Annotated in this window: 12 protein-coding genes and 6 pseudogenes; 8 read left to right on the plus strand and 10 right to left on the minus strand. The window is 66.7% G+C overall.

Features of this window, described 5'->3' with window-relative positions:
* Positions 1 to 135 precede the first annotated feature (135 nt).
* The 5 genes and pseudogenes from ABZX85_RS36375 to ABZX85_RS36395 all read right to left on the minus strand — a co-directional run.
* A complete protein-coding gene (locus ABZX85_RS36375) occupies positions 136 to 492 on the minus strand; it encodes a glycoside hydrolase family 97 C-terminal domain-containing protein (RefSeq protein ID WP_355878961.1) in 357 nt (118 codons plus the stop codon).
* Positions 487 to 2,028 (minus strand): annotated as a pseudogene (locus ABZX85_RS36380) (glycoside hydrolase family 97 catalytic domain-containing protein); the annotation flags it as partial. The gene ABZX85_RS36375 and the pseudogene ABZX85_RS36380, both read right to left, overlap by 6 nt.
* Positions 2,029 to 2,037: 9 nt before the next feature.
* A pseudogene (locus ABZX85_RS36385) lies at positions 2,038 to 2,843 on the minus strand (IS5 family transposase).
* 25 nt (positions 2,844 to 2,868) lie between these two features.
* A complete protein-coding gene (locus tag ABZX85_RS36390) occupies positions 2,869 to 3,147 on the minus strand; it encodes a hypothetical protein (protein WP_355878624.1) in 279 nt (92 codons plus the stop codon).
* A 103-nt stretch (positions 3,148 to 3,250) separates the two neighbouring features.
* Positions 3,251 to 3,646: pseudogene (locus ABZX85_RS36395) on the minus strand (transposase); the annotation flags it as partial.
* Between the two features lie 201 nt (positions 3,647 to 3,847).
* On the opposite strand from ABZX85_RS36395, the gene ABZX85_RS36400 reads away from it, so the two are divergent.
* Both ABZX85_RS36400 and ABZX85_RS36405 read left to right on the plus strand, forming a co-directional pair.
* The gene (locus ABZX85_RS36400; protein WP_355878627.1) at positions 3,848 to 4,864 is read left to right on the plus strand and encodes a WD40 repeat domain-containing protein; all 1,017 of its coding nucleotides are present in this window, start codon (positions 3,848 to 3,850) and stop codon (positions 4,862 to 4,864) included.
* Positions 4,865 to 4,940: 76 nt separating this feature from the next.
* A pseudogene (locus tag ABZX85_RS36405) lies at positions 4,941 to 5,148 on the plus strand (transposase); the annotation flags it as partial.
* Between the two features lie 199 nt (positions 5,149 to 5,347).
* On the opposite strand, the gene ABZX85_RS36410 reads toward ABZX85_RS36405, so the two are convergent.
* From ABZX85_RS36410 to ABZX85_RS36420, 3 genes are all read right to left on the minus strand, one after another.
* A complete protein-coding gene (locus tag ABZX85_RS36410) occupies positions 5,348 to 6,202 on the minus strand; it encodes a YwqG family protein (RefSeq protein WP_355878630.1) in 855 nt (284 codons plus the stop codon).
* A 342-nt stretch (positions 6,203 to 6,544) separates the two neighbouring features.
* Positions 6,545 to 7,027: an NADAR family protein gene (locus ABZX85_RS36415; protein WP_355878633.1), complete on the minus strand. Its 483-nt coding sequence runs from the start codon at positions 7,025 to 7,027 to the stop codon at positions 6,545 to 6,547.
* Between the two features lie 151 nt (positions 7,028 to 7,178).
* Entirely contained in the window at positions 7,179 to 7,838 is a 660-nt protein-coding gene (locus tag ABZX85_RS36420) for an SMI1/KNR4 family protein (RefSeq protein WP_355878636.1), read from the minus strand.
* Positions 7,839 to 9,186: 1,348 nt separating this feature from the next.
* Here ABZX85_RS36420 and ABZX85_RS36425 point away from each other — a divergent pair.
* A complete protein-coding gene (locus ABZX85_RS36425; RefSeq protein ID WP_355878638.1) occupies positions 9,187 to 10,065 on the plus strand; it encodes a hypothetical protein in 879 nt (292 codons plus the stop codon).
* Between the two features lie 78 nt (positions 10,066 to 10,143).
* Here ABZX85_RS36425 and ABZX85_RS36430 read toward each other — a convergent pair.
* A pseudogene (locus tag ABZX85_RS36430) lies at positions 10,144 to 10,983 on the minus strand (IS5 family transposase).
* A 655-nt stretch (positions 10,984 to 11,638) separates the two neighbouring features.
* On the opposite strand from ABZX85_RS36430, the gene ABZX85_RS36435 reads away from it, so the two are divergent.
* From ABZX85_RS36435 to ABZX85_RS36455, 5 genes and pseudogenes are all read left to right on the plus strand, one after another.
* Positions 11,639 to 12,817, plus strand: coding sequence for a hypothetical protein (locus ABZX85_RS36435; protein WP_355878641.1), 1,179 nt, complete (start codon positions 11,639 to 11,641; stop codon positions 12,815 to 12,817).
* Positions 12,818 to 12,940: 123 nt separating this feature from the next.
* Positions 12,941 to 13,654 (plus strand): hypothetical protein, encoded by a 714-nt coding sequence (locus ABZX85_RS36440; RefSeq protein ID WP_355878644.1) that lies wholly within the window; start codon positions 12,941 to 12,943, stop codon positions 13,652 to 13,654.
* Positions 13,655 to 13,759: 105 nt separating this feature from the next.
* Positions 13,760 to 13,855, plus strand: a pseudogene (locus ABZX85_RS36445) (IS5/IS1182 family transposase); the annotation flags it as partial.
* Between the two features lie 64 nt (positions 13,856 to 13,919).
* Complete coding sequence (locus tag ABZX85_RS36450; protein ID WP_355878647.1) at positions 13,920 to 14,726, plus strand: hypothetical protein; 807 nt, start codon at positions 13,920 to 13,922, stop codon at positions 14,724 to 14,726.
* A gap of 643 nt (positions 14,727 to 15,369) precedes the next feature.
* Positions 15,370 to 15,948, plus strand: a complete 579-nt coding sequence (locus tag ABZX85_RS36455) for a DUF4240 domain-containing protein (RefSeq protein WP_355878650.1) — start codon at positions 15,370 to 15,372, stop codon at positions 15,946 to 15,948.
* A 514-nt stretch (positions 15,949 to 16,462) separates the two neighbouring features.
* Here ABZX85_RS36455 and ABZX85_RS36460 read toward each other — a convergent pair.
* Positions 16,463 to 16,936 (minus strand): hypothetical protein, encoded by a 474-nt coding sequence (locus tag ABZX85_RS36460; RefSeq protein ID WP_355878653.1) that lies wholly within the window; start codon positions 16,934 to 16,936, stop codon positions 16,463 to 16,465.
* Positions 16,937 to 16,981: the final 45 nt, after the last annotated feature.

Below are 16,981 nucleotides of genomic sequence, written 5' to 3' on the forward strand. Positions count from 1 at the left end.
GATCAGGCGCAGGTGGGCGTACCTCAACAAGGGTGCGGCCGCCGAGGATTCCCGACCTGGACCTGAGTCGCCGGCCACTCCAGTCATGGGCGGCCGACCCCGGTTCCTCCCCGGGGCCGGGTCCCTGGCCGGCCGTCAGAGGACGGCGATGAATCCGCCGAAGGGGGCGGTGTCGACTGTGATCCGGGGGCCGTGCGCGGTCGTCAGGCGCAGGGCCGGGTCGGTGGTGGAGGTGTCGGCGAACAGTTGGAGCGTGGTCGGGGAGTGGATGTCCAGGTCGCGGAGGTCGAAGGTCAGCTGCTGGGCCTGGCCGGTGGGCGGGGTGTAGTCGGGGGCGGAGGTGTCGAGGCCGACGGGCATGGTGAGTGTCTTGCCGTTGACGCCGGCGATGTACCAGGTGCTGCCCTTGCGGCGGGCGACGACGACGTGGCTGGCGGGGTCGGCAGCGAGGAAGCGGGTCTCGTCCCAGGCGAGGGGGACGGTGCCGAGCAGTTCGCGTACTTCGCGGGACTGGCCGAGGTATGCCTCGGGGCTGTCGGCGAAGCCGTTGAAGCCGGACTGGTAGACCACGGTGAGGGCCAGCTCGTGGGCGTCGGTGGTGTGGCGCGGGCTCTGCGGCAGGGCGTAGGGGGACAGCAGGGTGGTGCCGTAGTCGAAGGCGCCGACGATGTTGCGGCTGATGGCCGCGATGGTGGTCTGCTCGGGGATCTGGTCGGCGAGCGCCTTGGTGTTGGAGTAGTGCTCGCTGGCGATGCCCGCCTCGACGCCGAGGAGGTGCGGGTAGGTGCGGTCCTAGCCTCGCGGGATGGTGGTGTTGTGGAGCACGATGTGCAGCTTGTAGCGGCCTGCGTCCTCGATCACCTCGCGCTGCCAGGCGATGAGCTGCTGCTTGTCGGCCTCCCACATGTCGACCTTGACGCCCGCGACGCCGGCATCGCGCAGCTTCTTGAAGTGGGCGCGGCGGGTGACGGCGTCGACCATCAGATCGCGCGGGGTGCCGGTGCCGGTGTTGTTGGCGCCGCCGGAGTTGTGCCAGAGGAAGAGTTTCAGGCCGCGTCGGTCGGCTTCGGCGACGATCCGTTCCAGGGGGACACGGTTCCCGGCCGCGTCGGTCATCTGGTCCCAGCGGGCGTCGACGAGGGCGTAGGGCCAGCCCATCTCCTTGCCCAAGTCGAACCAGTGAATCGTCTGCTCAAGGCTCTTGGGACTGTTGTGGTCCATCATCCAACTGAAGGTCGCGGCGTCGGGGCGGACCCAGGAGGTGTCGTCGAGCGCGCAGGGGACGCCGAGGTCCGTGGCGAGGGTGGTGTTGGCGACCTGCGCGGCGGTACGGGCCACGGCGACGAAGCGCCAGGGCGTCTGCCAGTGGCCGCTGACCTGGGGAGTGCCGGGGCCGAGAGTGCCGAGCGCCTCGTCGTCGTAGGGGAAGGCGATGGTGTACGTCACCTGGCCGGCGGCCGCGCTGAGGGCGGGCTGGGCGAGGTGGCAGGCCGGGTACGTGCCGTCCATGCCGGACTCGCTGGCCAGCACCCACCACTCCTGGCCGTCGTGTGCCGCGGTGCGGGCCAGCAGCGGGAAGGAGGCGCCGCGCGGCGAGGCGGTGGCGTCGCCCAGCGCGGGAATCGTGTGGTGGTCGCGGGGGATGTACCACTCCTGGTACTTGGGCTTCTGAACCGTGTAGGGGAGGGTGAACTGGGCTCCGCCGTCGGCCGGGACGTTGAGCGTCAGGCCGGTGGTCTCTCCCACCACGGTGTGCGTGGCGCCGTCACCGCGGTCCGGGAAGCGGTACCGGAACGCGGCCCCCTCGCTGTCGGCACGCAGCAGGATGTCCATCGGCAGGCCCTTGACGTTGCGCACCGACACCACGCGCTCGGTCATCTGCTTGCGCACCCGGGAGACCTTGCCCTGGAGCAGTTCGTACTCGACGTCCACCGTCCTCGGACGGCCGCAGTCGGTCAACGCCAGACGCCCGGCGAAATCCGCGTCGCCCAGAGTGAGCCCAAGAGGGCTGGGCGGAACGACCTCAATGAACCTCTTTCATCCTGAATATGTGCAGGTCATCAGGGTGTGGATGGCTTGGACGATGGTGCCGATGCGGCGGGTGGAGCATCTGGCACGTCGGAGGAGTCGCCAGGTTTTGAGCTGGGCGAAGGCGCGTTCCCCTGGAGCCCTCAGGCGGGCGTGGTCGCGGTTGAACTGCTGGTAGTGCTCGGGTTGTTCGTTGTGGTGGTAGTAGGGGGTACGGAAGGTGGCGCCGGCACCCTGGTAGGCCCGGTCGGCGAGGACGAGGATCTGCCGGGTGAGACATGCCTGGACGATGCCGTGGGCTCGCGCGGCGGTCAGGTCGTGCGTGCGGCCCGGCGTCGCGCGGGAGAACCACAGTGGGGTCCCGTCCGGGCGTGCGACGACCTGGACGTTCATGCCGTGCTGCTTGTGTTTCTGCGAGTAGTACGGCTGGTCCGCGGCGATGCGGTCGGTGGGGATGAGTGTGCCGTCGACAATGACGAAGTCTCCTTCGCCCAGTCCGGTCAGGGCCTCGTGCAGGCCCGGCGCCCAGGCGGCCAGGACGTCGAGTGTCTCGTCGACGTAGCGCCAGGCCGTCGCTTCCGACACCCCGAACCCGGCACTGGCCTGTGCGAACGTCTCGTTCTTCCGGAGGTGGGCCAGTGCCAGCAGGGCCTGCTTGAAGCAGCTCAACTTCCGCCACGGCGAGCGAAGTTCACGCCTTCGGGTGTAGATGAGCCAGGAGACATGCTCGACCAGCTCGTACGGGACGTCGAGCGTGGAAGGATACGGAACCAACGAAGCCCCCCGGCCGTCGGCGTGTTGAGTGAGATCACCACACCAACGACGAGGGGCTTCGCCACGTCACCCCACCTGACCAGCCCATTTCATCCCCACGGCACAGGATGAAAGAGGTTCAATGCCGCCCACCGCAACGGCGTACGTCGGGGTGCCGGAGTCCAGACGCAGCGTCACCCGTACCTGTCCGCACGGAGAGACCACCACGACCGGGCCGGCGCCGTTCGTTGCGGTGGCTGCCTGCGCGGCCCCTGCGGCCAGCGGAATCGTCAGGGCCGCGGCGGTCGTGGCTGCACCGGCGACGACGGTTCTCCGGGAGATCTGACCGGGATTCTGGTGACTCATGCGGATACGGATCCTTGGTATCGGTTGGACAGAACCCGGCCGACTTTGTTCGCCAGGGGTGAACCGACGAGGTTCCGCATCTGAACGATCATTGAGCAAACCGCTACCAAAAAATACCGAGCCGACCAGCCAAAGCACTTTCTTCTCGGTGTCCCCGGCCCGTCGTCGTGGCGGGGACGCCGACGGAGGTGTGGATGCTCAGCGTGTCCAGGACAACCAGGCTCGGATCGGCTAATCCCTTCCGCTTCTCCCGCAGCTGCCGGCGCAGCAGGTCGTGAACGTCCTGGTCGGTGCCCTCGTCACGCCAGAGATAGAAGTAGTACTTCACCGCTCCCGGTGGAGCCATGTCGTGCGGCAGGAACTCCCACTGACACTCCGTGCGGTTCTGGCAGAGGATCGCGTTCACGATCTCCCGCATCGCGTACTTCCCCTGATGCCCGCTGACCGACGGATGCCGGGCCTTCCACGCCGTGATCACGGGTTCAACGAGTTCCCACGGCTCGTCGGTGAGATCGCTCGAGTACGGCTAACGCATGCTCATGCCACAACCCAAGCGAACCCCGAACTCCCGACCGGCAGCAATGCCCCACTGTCACCCACGAGACCCCCAGCCGTACCAACGGACAGCACTCTCACGAACGCTCCACACCTCGCGAATTTGCGCGGCCGCTGAATCGCCCCGGGCTCTATCGTGTCGTTCATGTCCGCTGGTGTGCGTACTGATACGACTTCCCGACTCCGATCCACCCTGACCGGCCACGAACACGGCATCTGGTCGCTCGCGACAGCCGTGGTGGACGGCCGGCCCGTCGCCGTCACCGGCAGCAACGACGAGACGGTCCGTATCTGGGACCTCAGAGATGGCCGACCCGTGGGCGGTCCCCTGGTCGGCCACAACGGCCTCATCTGCAACGGCGAAGTATGGTCGCTTGCAACAGCCGTGGTCGACGGTCGTCCCGTCGCCATATCCGGCGGCGGGAGCAATCTCATACAGATATGGGACCTGACCACGGGCCGACATGCGGGTCAGCCACTGGATCAGAGCATCGGCCGCATGTGCGCGGTGGCGACGACTGTGGTGGACAGGCGCCCCGTGGCCGTCGCTGGTCATGCCGATGGCACGGTACGGGTGTGGGACCTGGCCGGCCGCCGACAGATCGGTGAGCCCCTGACGGGCCACAGAGACTGGGTGGAGGCTGTGGCGACGACCGTGGTGGACAGCCGACCCGTCGCCGTCACCGGCAGCAACGACGGGACGGTACGGGTGTGGGACCTGGCCGACCGGAAACAGATCGGTGAGCCTATGGCAGGCCACACCAACGAGGTACGCGCAGCGGCGACGGCCGTGGTCAGTGGTCGTCCCTGCGCCGTCACCGGCGACTTCGACGGGACGGTACGAGTGTGGGACCTGGCCACACGTCGGCCCGCTGTCGAGCCCCTGGAAGCGTGCCGCGAGGTGGGAGCGGTAACGACAGCGGTGATGGGAAGCCGCCTCATCGCCCTGGTAGGCAGTGGGGACGGGACGGTACGGATGTGGGACCTGGTCACCGGTCGGCCACTCGGCGAACCCCTGGAAGGCCATAAGGGCATGGTCTGGGGCGCGGCGACGACTGTGGTGGACGGCCGGCCCGTCGCTGTCACCGGCGGCAACGACAGGACAGTACGGGTATGGGACCTGACCGGGCTCGACACGCCCGCCTGCGGACACACCGGCTGAACACACATCAGGTCCAGCGGATCGGACGCGTGTCGGGTGCGTAGACGCACATCAAGCAGACCGTGTCCGGGCGACGTTGGCGGTGTACGGCGCTGACGTGTTCGCCTCGGTGCCGCGCGAGGACCAGCGGGCCAAGTCGACTGCTGTCTACGGGAACTGATGCTGGACGGCAGTCGCGAACCGATCCAGGCCCTGGCCTTGCGGTTGCCGGACGGCGACGAGCAGGACCTGCAGCAGTTCGTGAACCAGTCCACGGGGGTCCGGTGCCGGTGCAGCGGTGGATCCGCACGGGTTTCTTGCGGGCAGTTCGCCAGCGTTCGTACTACCGCCGCCTTACTGTCTCCGACGTCACCGGGCCGACCGACGGATGCGCCGCCGGCACGGGAGGTCCGACTCTGTCGACGCCTGAGCCGCCACCCGGACGGCCGCTTCCAGCCGCGCGACGATCAGTCCCAGGACCCACGGCGGAGACCGGCCGGCCGGCTAACCCTGCACTGCGAGCCGAGCCAGGTCGAATCGGTGGGCGGCGAGGTCTTCAGAGCGGATGAGCCAGTAGAGAGCGCCCTCGTCGCCCCAGGTCATCTTCGCGTTGCTGTCGCTGCCGAACTGGGCCAGCAGGACCCAGCGTTCGGCTTCCTGGTCCAGCGGTTGGTCTCCCCACACATGCATGCCCCCGAGTGCCGCGTTCGCGATCTCGTACTCCACAGGGCCCTGGACGGGCACGGCGTGGCCGCCGACCTGGTGGTCGATCCGGGTGCGCAGGTGCCCGAAGGCGCGAACGAAGGGTTTGAGTCCGGCCGGGGTGTCGCGGGGCCGGGGCCAGTGCCGGGTGTCGCCAAGCAGGGCTTGCCTGGCCTGGGGCAGCCACAGGTCCGGGGCACTTTGCTCGGTGTCCGCGCCGAGTTCCACGCGCGGGAACGCCTCCAGAACAGGGGGTGTTTCCACCGGGAAGACGGGGGTGCTCTCCGGGATGTACAGCACCTGGGCCCCGGCCCAGGTCTCGGGGTCGTCGGCGGACACGAAGGTGTCTTCGTCCACCTGACCGTCGAAGTGGAAGAAGAGCAGGGTTCCGTTCTGCGGGAACTCCTCAGCAACCCCGTCTCTGGGCAGTGCGGCACACCGCACCGAGGCGACGAAGGACAAGGGCCCGTATCCGGGCCACTCGGGCCAGCCGACCCCGGCGGGAAGCTCCGGGGCCCCGCCGAGGACGGCCACGGTCCGCTCGGCGGCTTCGGCGTGGCGCAGGCGTACGCATGGGCGCAGCAGCGCTGTCCAGCGCTGAACAAGGTCACCGGGAAGATGCTCTGCGGCGAGCCGCGAGTATCGCTTGTCAGTCATGGCATCCATCATTTCCGGCCCCACCGACACTCACCCTCCGGAACCGGGCCCCCAACTGTTGGATTACGTAGCCGGTTACGTGGTTATTCTGAGCGCCTCAGCAGACAACAGCCACCGCCACCCCAACACCGCCCCAACCGTACCCGCCGGACTCGGGCCCTGGACGCCTACCCGAGCCGGCGCAACAGCAACGCCGGCCACTCCGACGTTCTCGCCGCACGGCGTCGAGAACGGGTCCGCGTACGCAGCGAGAAAGGCACCCGCCGGTGAGGGAGCCCCATCGTCGAGCCCATGGCCCGACCGAAGCGTCCTGCGCATGCGGCACACCGCACGTTTCCCGGATCACCGCCTTTGTCGGCGGCTATCGCCTTCGAGGCCTTCGGCGAGTTCGGCGCACAACTGGTTACGGGTGCGCACCAGAATCCGGCCGAGCATGTTCTTGCCGTTCCCGGTCCTGCCCCGACCCCAGTAGTGATCGGTGGTGGTGTCCTCGACGATCTCTTCCTCACCGGTGGACAGCAGGACGTCACGGATATCTGCGTGCGCACGGAATTTGGCCGCCACCGCACGGCGCATCACGTCGTCCTTGACCCGCTCCCAGTCCCTCCGTAGGGGCTTGGACGAGTCACGGCCCAGCTCCGCTGCCCGCAGCGGCGTGCGCGCGCGCCGGATGAGTTCCGCGTGGCGGGTGCCCTTGAACTTCTGCGCCTGGAAGTAGTGTTCCGAGGTCGGCCACCAGACCCCGTCGAGGTCGAAGCCGTGATCGGAGAAGTTCGAGAAGCATCCATAGGGGACTTCATCGGCGCCATAGAAGTAAATCGTCATGAGAACCTCACATGTGTTACGGAAACCCGCGCCGTGTCAGGCATACCCCAACCCCGGCAATGGTTCTTCCGCGCCAGGCGGACAGCCGACCGCCACGACTACCCGCAGCCCACCCAACCGCCCATCAACGGGCGGTGGCCACTTCCGCGCTTCACGCCGGTCCGAGTGGGAGTCCTGAACCCTCACGCAGGGATTCGAGTGCGCCGGGGACCGCCGCCCCAATACGCAGTGTCGAGGTGATGTAGGAATAGTGGGCCACTACGCGGCTCGATCGGTCGACAAAGCTCAGCCAGTGACCGCCCTTCTGCATCTCGCGAGATCCGATGAAGCTCAGCAGTGGCTCGACAGCCACCAATTGGTCCTCATGCAGTCGGCACGCGGCTTGGTACGGAGCCGCCCACACTGCCTGCCTGCCGGCGACATTGATCAGGAAGGCCGACAGTCTCCGGGCTTCGCTGTACCACTTCCCGCCCGGCTCGGCCCGTCCGTGGACCCTGGGGTCGGGCCAGCCGGCATCGTCCGGGCGCACACTCCACGCCGCGGGCCCCTGGTTCTCCCCGCAGAAGACCAGTTGTCCGTCCGCAAGGCTCAGGTCCCGGGGAGTGCTCAGCCGGAGCGTGTGCTCGCGACCGTCCATACCCATCAGTTCCGGGTGCCTGCCGGCCACGGTGTAGTAGTCACGCAAGGCATCCGGCAGGCTGATGCCCAAGCGGTCCTCGGCAGCCGTGATCTCGTCATCAGCGCATCCGTCGTTCGGAGTCCACGCACCGAACATGGCCGACGTGAGGTCCTGGAGCCCCTTCTTGATCACTGCGAGCCCCCATCCGAACGCGCGTCTCCCTCACCGTCGGTTCCAGGGGCGGACGGTGAGGCGTGGTGGGTTTCGAGCGGCCGTTGCCCGTCCGCGCGGGCGGCGTGCCAGTCGGCCCCTCGTCCTCCAGGCACAGCGGTCAGCGAGTCGAAGACTTCGTCGGCCTCGCCGACCGCGACAGCCGGATCGCACACGCGGTCGACCAGTTCCGTGGTCGAATCGCCGTCGGTAGGCGTCGCGTGCGGGGGCCGTACCCGGGTGTCTCTGGGCGTACCGCAGTCCAAGTTGGATATGGCGGTGGTGGACGGCCTGCCGATCGCCTGCGCTGTGCCGGCCGGCGCGGGAGGCCCCGCTGCTGGACATGTTCGAGCGGGCGCAAAGATGACTTCACCCGTCACTACCATGTCCCCCTCCGACCAGCCATGACTGTGCAACCAGACATGATCGAAATGCTAGATGCCCCACGAACGCCAGCCCACCCCTCACGGGCCCGCTGCAGCACACTTCCGTGGAGAGTTGCGTAGTTCCACTGACGCTGTGCCCGCTTGCCGCGTCCGCACTCCAACCGGAAGGGGCTCTATGCGACGTCCGCGTCGGGCTCCACCGACATCGTTGCCGCAGCCGGTCACGCCAACGAGCAGCCCGGACAACAGCCACGGGTCCGGTTCGACGTGAGACTTCAAGCCGGATTCGGTCGAGAGGTCGTCAAGAGCGGACCGAGCATGACCTACCGTCAGTGGCGGGTCCGTGCGCAGAACGCGTTGGTGGGGTTGACTCGCAAAGGTCAGAACAGCCGGACAAGATTGTCGACGACGTAGGTCGGCTCGCGCCGGGTGAACAGGTTGGGTGCTGGTGTCCCATGGAGACAGGGACGTGCCGTGCGGGTTGGCGACCACGTTGGGAGCGAAGACGCAGATCGCAGAGTCGGCCGGCTCGGTCGACTCCACTTGCGGCAGCCACTGGTCAGCGTACGAAGCCCCCGAAGAAGTACCTCAGGGACAACCGGAACGAGGTGGCCGTAGTCCTGAGCGTGGATGGCTTCGACTCACATCGGTTCGAGGTCGGCGATCCCGGACTCGCCCATAAGTGACCGCGCGGATTGGTGAGGCGCCGACGGGCTGCGGATCTGGGGTCGCCGGGCAACTGGCGGCTTCATCGGTGACGTTACGTAAATGGCGCGGTGGGGGCATCGGGTTGGCGGTGGCGTGTCGGTGAGGGCTGCTTGGATGCAGGTATGTCTGATGATCTGCACGTTGACGGGGCCGGGGATGTGCCTTCCGGGGTGGATGGGCGGTTGGCGGATCCAGGGTTCCTGGTGCATGCCGATCCGGGGGAGGTGCTTGGGCTGGTGGATGCGGCGTCGGGGCCTGCTGCGCGGTTGGCGGCGGCGGTGTACCGGGCATCGGCGCATCTGCACCGGGGTGCGACGGCGGGGGTACGGCGGCAGTTGCTGGCCTTGGACGCTGCTCGGTACGGGGATCGGGAGCTGTCGGCGCGGATCAACGCCACACCGGTGGAGGGAGTGTCGACGGGGCCGTGGGGTGTGGAGTGGGCCGCTGGCATGGTCGACCACTGCCTCTGGCAGCCTCTCGCCGGCCACACCAGTGGGGTCTCGGCGGTGGCGACGGGGATGATGGACGGTCTTCCCGTCGTCGTCGCCGGCGGCTGGGACGCGGCCGTGCAGGTATGGGACCTGGCCCGGTACCAGCCTGTGGGCGAACCGCTCACCGGGCACACCGGCCCGGTGTTGGCGGTGGCGACGGGGGTGTTGGAGGGACGTTCGGTCGCCGTCACCGGCAGCGACGATTTCACGGTGAGGGTGTGGGACCTGGCCACCGGCCGGCCCGTCGGCGAACCGCTCACCGGGCACGCCGACTGGGTGCTGGCGGTGGCGACGGGGGTGTTGGAGGGACGTTCGGTCGCCGTCACCGGCAGCGACGATTTCACGGTGAGGGTGTGGGACCTGGCCACCGGCCAGCCCGTCGGCGAACCGCTCACCGGGTACACCGACGCGGTGTGGGCGGTGACGACGGGCGTCGTGGACAGCTGTCCGGTCGCGGTTACCGGCGGCAGAGACGGGACGGTGCGGGTGTGGGATCTGACCACCGGCCAGCAAGTGGGGTCGGAGTTGGTGTTTCCCGCGCCCGTGGCGGCGGTGGCCGTCGCTGCGGACAGTCGGCTGGTAGTGGGGTTCGGCCCGGAGACGGCGGTGCTGGCCCGCTGCTGACCATGTCTCCCGCGAGACGCTCTGGGGGTGTCCCGCCTGGTAGAGGCCGGTACTCGGGATGGTGTCGGCGTCGGCATTTCAGGAGCGACGGTGGGGTCGCGTCTGCCAGCGGTGGGTGGCCCACGCCCGGCGGATCAGGCTCCGTACGGTGATGATGGTGTCGGCGAGGTCGAAGAAGGCGTCGATGACGTGGCCTGGCGCTCGTAGCAACGGGCGAGGCGCTGGAAAGCGTTCTGCCAGGCGTGGGTGCGCTCCACGTGCCACCTCTGGCTTGCCTGGATGGGCGCCTTCTCGCCCTTGTGCGCGATCCGGCCGTGGAGGCCGCGTCCATCGAGCAGGGCGAGGGTGTTGGCACTGTCGTAGCCGGCGTCGAGGTGCACCGTGATGTCGTCCGGCAGGGGCCGAGGTCATCCAGGCGGTCCAGGGTCGGGGCGAGCAGCGGGGAGTCATGGCGGTTGGCTCCGGCCAGAACGCGGCCCAGGGGAATGCCGTAACCGTCCGTCATGCCAGAGCGTTCAGGCCCTGTTTGCCGCGGTCGACTGGGGAACGTCCCGCCCCCTCGCCACCTCCGGGGGCCTTGGTGATGCAGCCGTCCACAGCGATCTGGTCGAGGACAAGGCCGACGATCCGATCATAGGACTCCAGCGCGATCCGCTTGAACGCGGCGAAGACCCTCAGGCGTATCCACTCATCGCGACGGCTGCGGATCGTGGTGGCCGAGCACGTCGTATCCGCTATCGCCTCATACGAGCAGCCGAAACGCAGCAGGTGCAGCATCTTGTCGAAAACGATCCGGTCACTGATCCGCCGACGGTGACAGCCCAGCGGATGGTCCGGATGGTACTCAGTCCGCGCGGGCAGCAGGACCGCGAACTGGTCCCAAAGCGGCTCGGTTAGCCACGATGGCAGGACGGGCACAGGTCTCCTCCGCGATCACAGAGCGTTGCAACTCCATGATCACCAGAACTTGCCCCCGTTCATGCCACCCGGTGCCCAAACCGCCCCTATTCGCGGAAGGTCTAAGTCATGCTGAGACAGGGCCATCCTGCACCTCCCGTGTTGAACTGCCCGTTCACTACGGAGAGTTGCACGATGGCCCGCCTTGCGGGCAGGGAGCGAAACCCCATCGGCATACGCCCCCCCCGGCGCACTCCCTCACCTTGATCGGCTACACCACGTCAAGGGGCGCCGTCTCCTTGCCCACACCGAAAAGCGGCAACCTGTCCTTGGTCACGCCTGAGGTGGGGCTCGTGGGAGACTCTGCCGCACTCGGAGATGGCCATGACCGCCAACAAGCACGTGTGCGAGACCTGGACCCCGTTCAACCAGGAGCCCGGCGACCCGCAGTCTCACCCGCCTTGCCTCTCTCCGCGCATGGCGGCGATGACTCAGAGGCAAGACCGATGGGCCCCTGTCTGAGTGGGGCGAGGTAGGTAGAACCACGTAACTGACTCCTGAACTGTGCGTTGGGGGCGGCCATGTGGCCCTCATGTCAGAGGCTGCATTTATGGTGCCGTTGACGATGGCGTGCCCAGATCCATCTGGAGCTTGCCGCCAAGACCTGGAGAATGACGTGCCCTCTTTCGATGCTGCAGATGTTCCGAACACGGATGACTGGGAGGCGTGGCTCGCCTACGCGGATCTGCTGACTGGGGCGGGCGACCCGCGGGGCGAGGCGATCCGGCTGGAGCACCGCTGTGAGACCAGGGACGGGGACCAGGCCCAGCTGGCCGCGGCCTATGAGGAAGTGGAACGGCAACTCGGGCTGGACGGGTTGCGGGAGGACGGCTCCTGGCAGTTCACCTGGTCCCGCGGCTTCATCGACGAGGCATGCTTCCGCCTGGCCAAAGACACCCAGCCGCAACGCCGAGAACTGGTGGAGCGGCTCCTGACAGACCACTCACACACTGCAACCATCGACCCGACCGACCCCGAGCAATGGGAGGGTGCACTGATCGACGCCCTCCTTTCCCACCGTGTCATCCACCGACTGCGCACACTCGAACTGCACCTCACCGACTACCACCACTCTGCCGAGCACTCCGCGGTCTCACTTGCCGGCCGACAACGCCCCCGGCTGGAACGCATGTACTTCGGCTACAGCTTCGAGTACCTGTTTGAACTCAGCGATGGATCGACGGGTAAGAAGATCAACCCCGAGGACTACCTTCACCAAGGACTTGTGCAGGCCGATATGTGGGAAGCGCTTCCCGCCCTGCGCACACTGGAACTCGAAGGCGCGTTCCTGTTCCACTCCCTGAACCATGACAGCCTGACCCGACTGCGACTCCGGGGCCCCGTCATCTCCGACGGATCGATTTTCGAACTTGGACAGACTCCCGGCCTGGTGTCATTGGAAGTTGAACTCGGCGATGACGTTTACGGCTGCGCGTGCCCGCCTGAGCAACTCGAGGAACTCAAGGCCTCTGAGTACCCTAGTCTCAAGAATCTTGATCTCAGCAGGGCAGAGTTCGATGCTACCTCGTATCAGGTACTTTCAGCCCTCGCGGATTCCTCGGTCCTTGCTCAGCTTGAGCGTCTGTCCATCAGGGACCTGACGATCAGCCAGAGGGACTGCGAGGGTGATCTGCTGACCGGACTGGCTGAACTGGCACCACGATTCGCGCATCTTGATCTGCACGTGAACGGCGTCATCGACATCGAAGGCGCCGACAACGAGGAAGCCGATCGGGTTCTCTCCCGATTCGGTCTGAGCCGGGTCCACGCCACCGGCAGCCATGATGACGACTGAGCGTCACTCGATCCTGAAGGGCATGCTGGACGTTTCGCACCGATAGGCGCTGACCGTCTCGTGGGAGACATAGGCTCTCTTGCCATTCGTGGTGCATCGTCGGCTCGATGGAAGAAGGACCTGATGTCCGAGCATGTGATCGAGGACCTGGTCGCGGACTCGGTCCGCGTCCTTGACGGCCATGCCGAGGCGGGCGACCCGAGTGTGCGGGACTGGTTCGCGGTCTTGTACGACTTCGAGAGCGGCTACGACTGCTCGTTCACGCGGTTTCGTGTGATGGACATCCTGCTGCGTCGCGGGTACACGTACCGGTTCCCGGTCGACCGGCACCCCGACTATGCCGAGCGGTCTGCGTACTTCGACGCACTGACGGAGTTCACCGGCCTGCGCACGTTCGACGAGGACGCTCCCGACTTCGACGGCTACGAGTCCTGGCTTGAGGACGGCTACGTCGACCCGCCGTTCCTGTACTGCGACGCCGGCACCGCGCTGTGGCGGCGTATGGTCGCGGTCGGTGAACTCCACGGTTCCGACGCCGCCCCGCTCCGCCGCACCCGGGTGATCGAGGTGGTCCGTGAGGTCGCCGTCGCCGCCGAGAAGGAGCACGATCGCGAACTCATCGGTCTCTGGTACGCGTTCGGCTGTGCAACCCTCGTCGGCGGCCCGGCAGGCTGCCCCTTCGATGTCTACGAACTCGCCGAGATGCCCCTGGTGCAAGACCTGCGTGCCGTGGTCCGCCGCACCGACGCCCTGCCCATCGCACAGCAGTCGCCCTACGCATGCCCCGTGGAGTACGCCGATGACCACGACCTCGAAAGCTGGTGGTGGCAGCTGTAGCTCTCGACGAGAAGATCACGTCGGCTCGGTTCACCTCATCATGTGGTTCCAGCACGCTACGGCGAAGCATCGAGGAGCGGAGCCAGGCGTGGGCTTCTGCCCTGCCTGTCCGTCGCGGTCGTCACACTGCGTACGCTCGTCCGCTGTGCGGCCCTGCGCCACCACTGGGACGGCCACCCCACCGGCAGGCGCTTGAAGTGACGCCTACCGCACGGCGTTGCGAAGCCGAAATTCCTTGCGGAGGCTGTGCGGTTAACCTGTGGGAATGCCGTACGAGCTCAACGCCGTCATCGGAAGTTTCGACCTGCTCAAGAGCCAGACCGCCGGGATTCGGGAAGCGGTTGTCGCCCCGCTCCGTCAGCGCATGGGGCTGGTGCCTGTCACCGCACAGCTCCTTGAGGAGCCGACCGGTCTGCTCCACCGCCAGGATGGCGCCGAGCCCGAAAGCCGACCGTTCACCCTGATGTCCCCAGCCTTCGAGCAGACCTTGAGTCACTGGTCCAGGGGCGGGCCGATCTCCTACGTGGAGGCGGACTTCCACGGAGGAGACGGATACCAGACCGCCGCTGTGTGGCGATCCGGCGCGAAGGTGTGGGGCCCGGTCCGTACCCGGGACTTCACCGGTCCACGGGAAGACTGGCCGATCAACGCCGCGCTCGCTCTGCTCGACGTCCTTCCGAGCGGCTCCGAAGAAGCGAACCACCATGACCTGTTCCTGGAGGTAGGGCTTGGCGGGGAACAGGACTTGGACGGCTGGCAGTCGGCCGGCCGGACTGCTCGATGGGCGGCGACCTACGACGAGTGGGAACAGGAGCGGCTGGCGGAGCAGGAGCGAACGGCGCGCGCCGCTGCGGAGTTCGAGAAGTACCGGAGGCTCCCCGACGTTCCGGTGACTCTGGACGGTAGGGCGATCATGGAGCTGCTCGGCATACCTCCAGGCCCACTGATCGGTGCGGCCACTCGCCATCTGCAAGATCTGCATCTCGAACGCGGCCCGCTGCCACGGGAAGAGGCGGTGGCCCGGCTGCGGACCTGGGCCGCGGAGCAGGACAGGGGGCGCCGCAGCCGGTGATCGGTCAAGTAGTCGTTTCACTCGAACCGGCTCCGGATGGAGTCGTCGACCAACTGGTCCAGGAATTGGGTCAGTTACGTGAAACAGGTCAGCTGAGGAAGCGAGGAGGGTGAGCGCCGTGCTCACGGCGCGGGGGCCAAGGGCGAGCCGACGGCCGCCGGCAGAGTCCTGGCCACTGTGCGCCGGCTGCGCGAACCCGGAACCTGCGACCTGCTCACCCAGCTCATCGGAGTCGACGGCAGCACCGTCACCTGGGCCGCCCGCCAGGTCCAGCCCCTTCTGGCCGACGACGGCTACGCCATTCCCCACTCGACAGACTGGTTCCGCACTCCCGCTGGCGGCGCTGGCTGTGTAGCTTTCCAGGGATTTCGTTGCGACGCGTGTTTGGGAATCGCTGCGGGGACATCTGCATGACCAATTCCTAAGAGGATTGATGTCACTGGGTCCCCGAGACGGTCGGCCGACCGTTGACTTTGGCGTCTCTGTCATTGCTGTCTGTGATCAGCAGCGGCGGGTGAGCCAGGGTCAGGCCGAGTCGGAGGTGTGATGGGTCGGTGGATCTACGTAATTTGCTACTCAACTTCCGGGCAGGGTTGCCTGCCCGGGCATTTGAGTGCGGATAGGCGAGTTTATGATCGCTGGTATGGAGATGGACACTTGGTGGCGCCTTGTCGACACGGCTCGTGTCGCGGTCGGTGACCGTGCCGACGATCGTGACGATCCAGATGATCCGCTGCCTGAGGCCCTGGTCAACGTTCTTTCCGAGCTGGAGCCCGCCGAGATCGTCGACTTCTACGCCAAGCATGTCGAGGTGAGCGACTTGGCATACACGTATCCCTTGTGCATGGCCGCCTATCTGATCGAGGGCAGCTGGTCCAACGATGGCTTCATGGACTTCCGTGGCGGGCTGATTCTTCTCGGGCGCGACACGTTCAGCCGTGCCGTGAAAAATCCCGACAGCCTTGCCACCGTGCCTACCGTTGTCCGTATGTGCCGTGAGGAAGGTGGCTGGATCGGCTACGAGAGTCTGAGTTATCTGATTGAGGACGCATACCAAAAATCCCAAGGAGAGACCGACTCGTTCGGTGCAGCAGTCGAGGCCGCGGTCAAAAGAATGGCACGTCCAGGCAAGCCGTTGGGTGAGGAATGGGATCCTGAAAATGCCGAGCAGATACGGCTCCGCCTCCCACTACTTGCAGCGCTTTCCCCCGTCCTCGACTGAGTTCAGGAATCGAGCTCGGCGCAAGGGCGCCAACTGGTTCTGGTTGGCACATCCATCCGGCTGGGAACTAATCGGCTTGGGTGTCGGTGTCGGCGAGCACATCGAAACGAATCCCACAGTCACGCGCAAGGCCACGTTGCCCGCGTTCCTGTCGACCGACAGCCCCATGGAGTCCGCCACGTTGAGCAAGCTGCCGTCTTGAGCGGCCGGATCCGGCGGACCAGGGCTTCGCCGATCGGCTCGTCGAACGGACCGCTCAGGTCCTCGGCCGCGAGCCGGCGATCGTCCGTGAGAACCGGGTCGGCGCGGGTTCCAGGTCCAGCGCGAACAACTGGTTGATCGGGCGTTCGTCATCGTGGGTCACCGCCCACCGGTGCCTGGCGGGAGGATGCGAGACAGTCCCGGCCCACTCGGAGACGATGATCCGGCGGGTGATGATCGGCTTGACGGTTCGTCGGCTCAGCTGGGGCCGAGCGGCAACCCTGGAAGGTCCGCGACCGTTCGTGCGCTCGGCTCAGGTGTCGTAACAACCGTCCCAGGGTGGATAGAAGCCCAGGCCGTCCGGATGGAGCTCGGCACCCGTATCACCGGCGTTTTCATCCTGCTCCTCCAGGACCAGACCGAACAGGGCCCCCTCGAAGCGAACAGCGAAGGGTGCGATCGCGATGTCCCGATACTGCCGCTCAGGCAGGGTATCCAGCCACGTGCCGAGCAGTTGCTCGGCCGCGGTGATCGCCTTCTGTTCACCGTCCGCCGTGGTGCCAGTGAACTGAATGCGTGAGTCCAGGTGGCGGCCGGCCTCGTCGAACCGATGGAGCACAGCGCACCAGCGTTTCTTGGCCTGCCAGTCGTCGCTGCTCCAGTCACTCCAACCTTCGGGAAAGGCCGCGGTGACCGAGGCGAAGAATTGGCCGCCCTGCCATCGCCCGATGGTGCTGGTGTGGTAGTCGGGCTCGTGCTTGATCGGTATGACATCGGGAACGTTCATGGCCGAATCGTAGTCTCCTTCTCGGGTAAGGGTGATGACGGCCTC

This window comes from Streptomyces sp. NPDC004539 (genome assembly GCF_040610055.1).
Lineage (GTDB): Bacteria > Actinomycetota > Actinomycetes > Streptomycetales > Streptomycetaceae > Streptomyces.

Bases quoted from the DNA above. Each gene is read 5' to 3' on its own strand.
- ABZX85_RS36390 (WP_355878624.1), bottom strand. From the start codon at position 3,147: ATGAGTCACCAGAATCCCGGTCAGATCTCCCGGAGAACCGTCGTCGCC.
- ABZX85_RS36400 (WP_355878627.1), top strand. From the start codon at position 3,848: ATGTCCGCTGGTGTGCGTACTGATACGACTTCCCGACTCCGATCCACC.
- ABZX85_RS36410 (WP_355878630.1), bottom strand. From the start codon at position 6,202: ATGACTGACAAGCGATACTCGCGGCTCGCCGCAGAGCATCTTCCCGGT.
- ABZX85_RS36415 (WP_355878633.1), bottom strand. From the start codon at position 7,027: ATGACGATTTACTTCTATGGCGCCGATGAAGTCCCCTATGGATGCTTC.
- ABZX85_RS36440 (WP_355878644.1), top strand. From the start codon at position 12,941: ATGTCCGAGCATGTGATCGAGGACCTGGTCGCGGACTCGGTCCGCGTC.
- ABZX85_RS36450 (WP_355878647.1), top strand. From the start codon at position 13,920: ATGCCGTACGAGCTCAACGCCGTCATCGGAAGTTTCGACCTGCTCAAG.
- ABZX85_RS36455 (WP_355878650.1), top strand. From the start codon at position 15,370: ATGGAGATGGACACTTGGTGGCGCCTTGTCGACACGGCTCGTGTCGCG.
- ABZX85_RS36460 (WP_355878653.1), bottom strand. From the start codon at position 16,936: ATGAACGTTCCCGATGTCATACCGATCAAGCACGAGCCCGACTACCAC.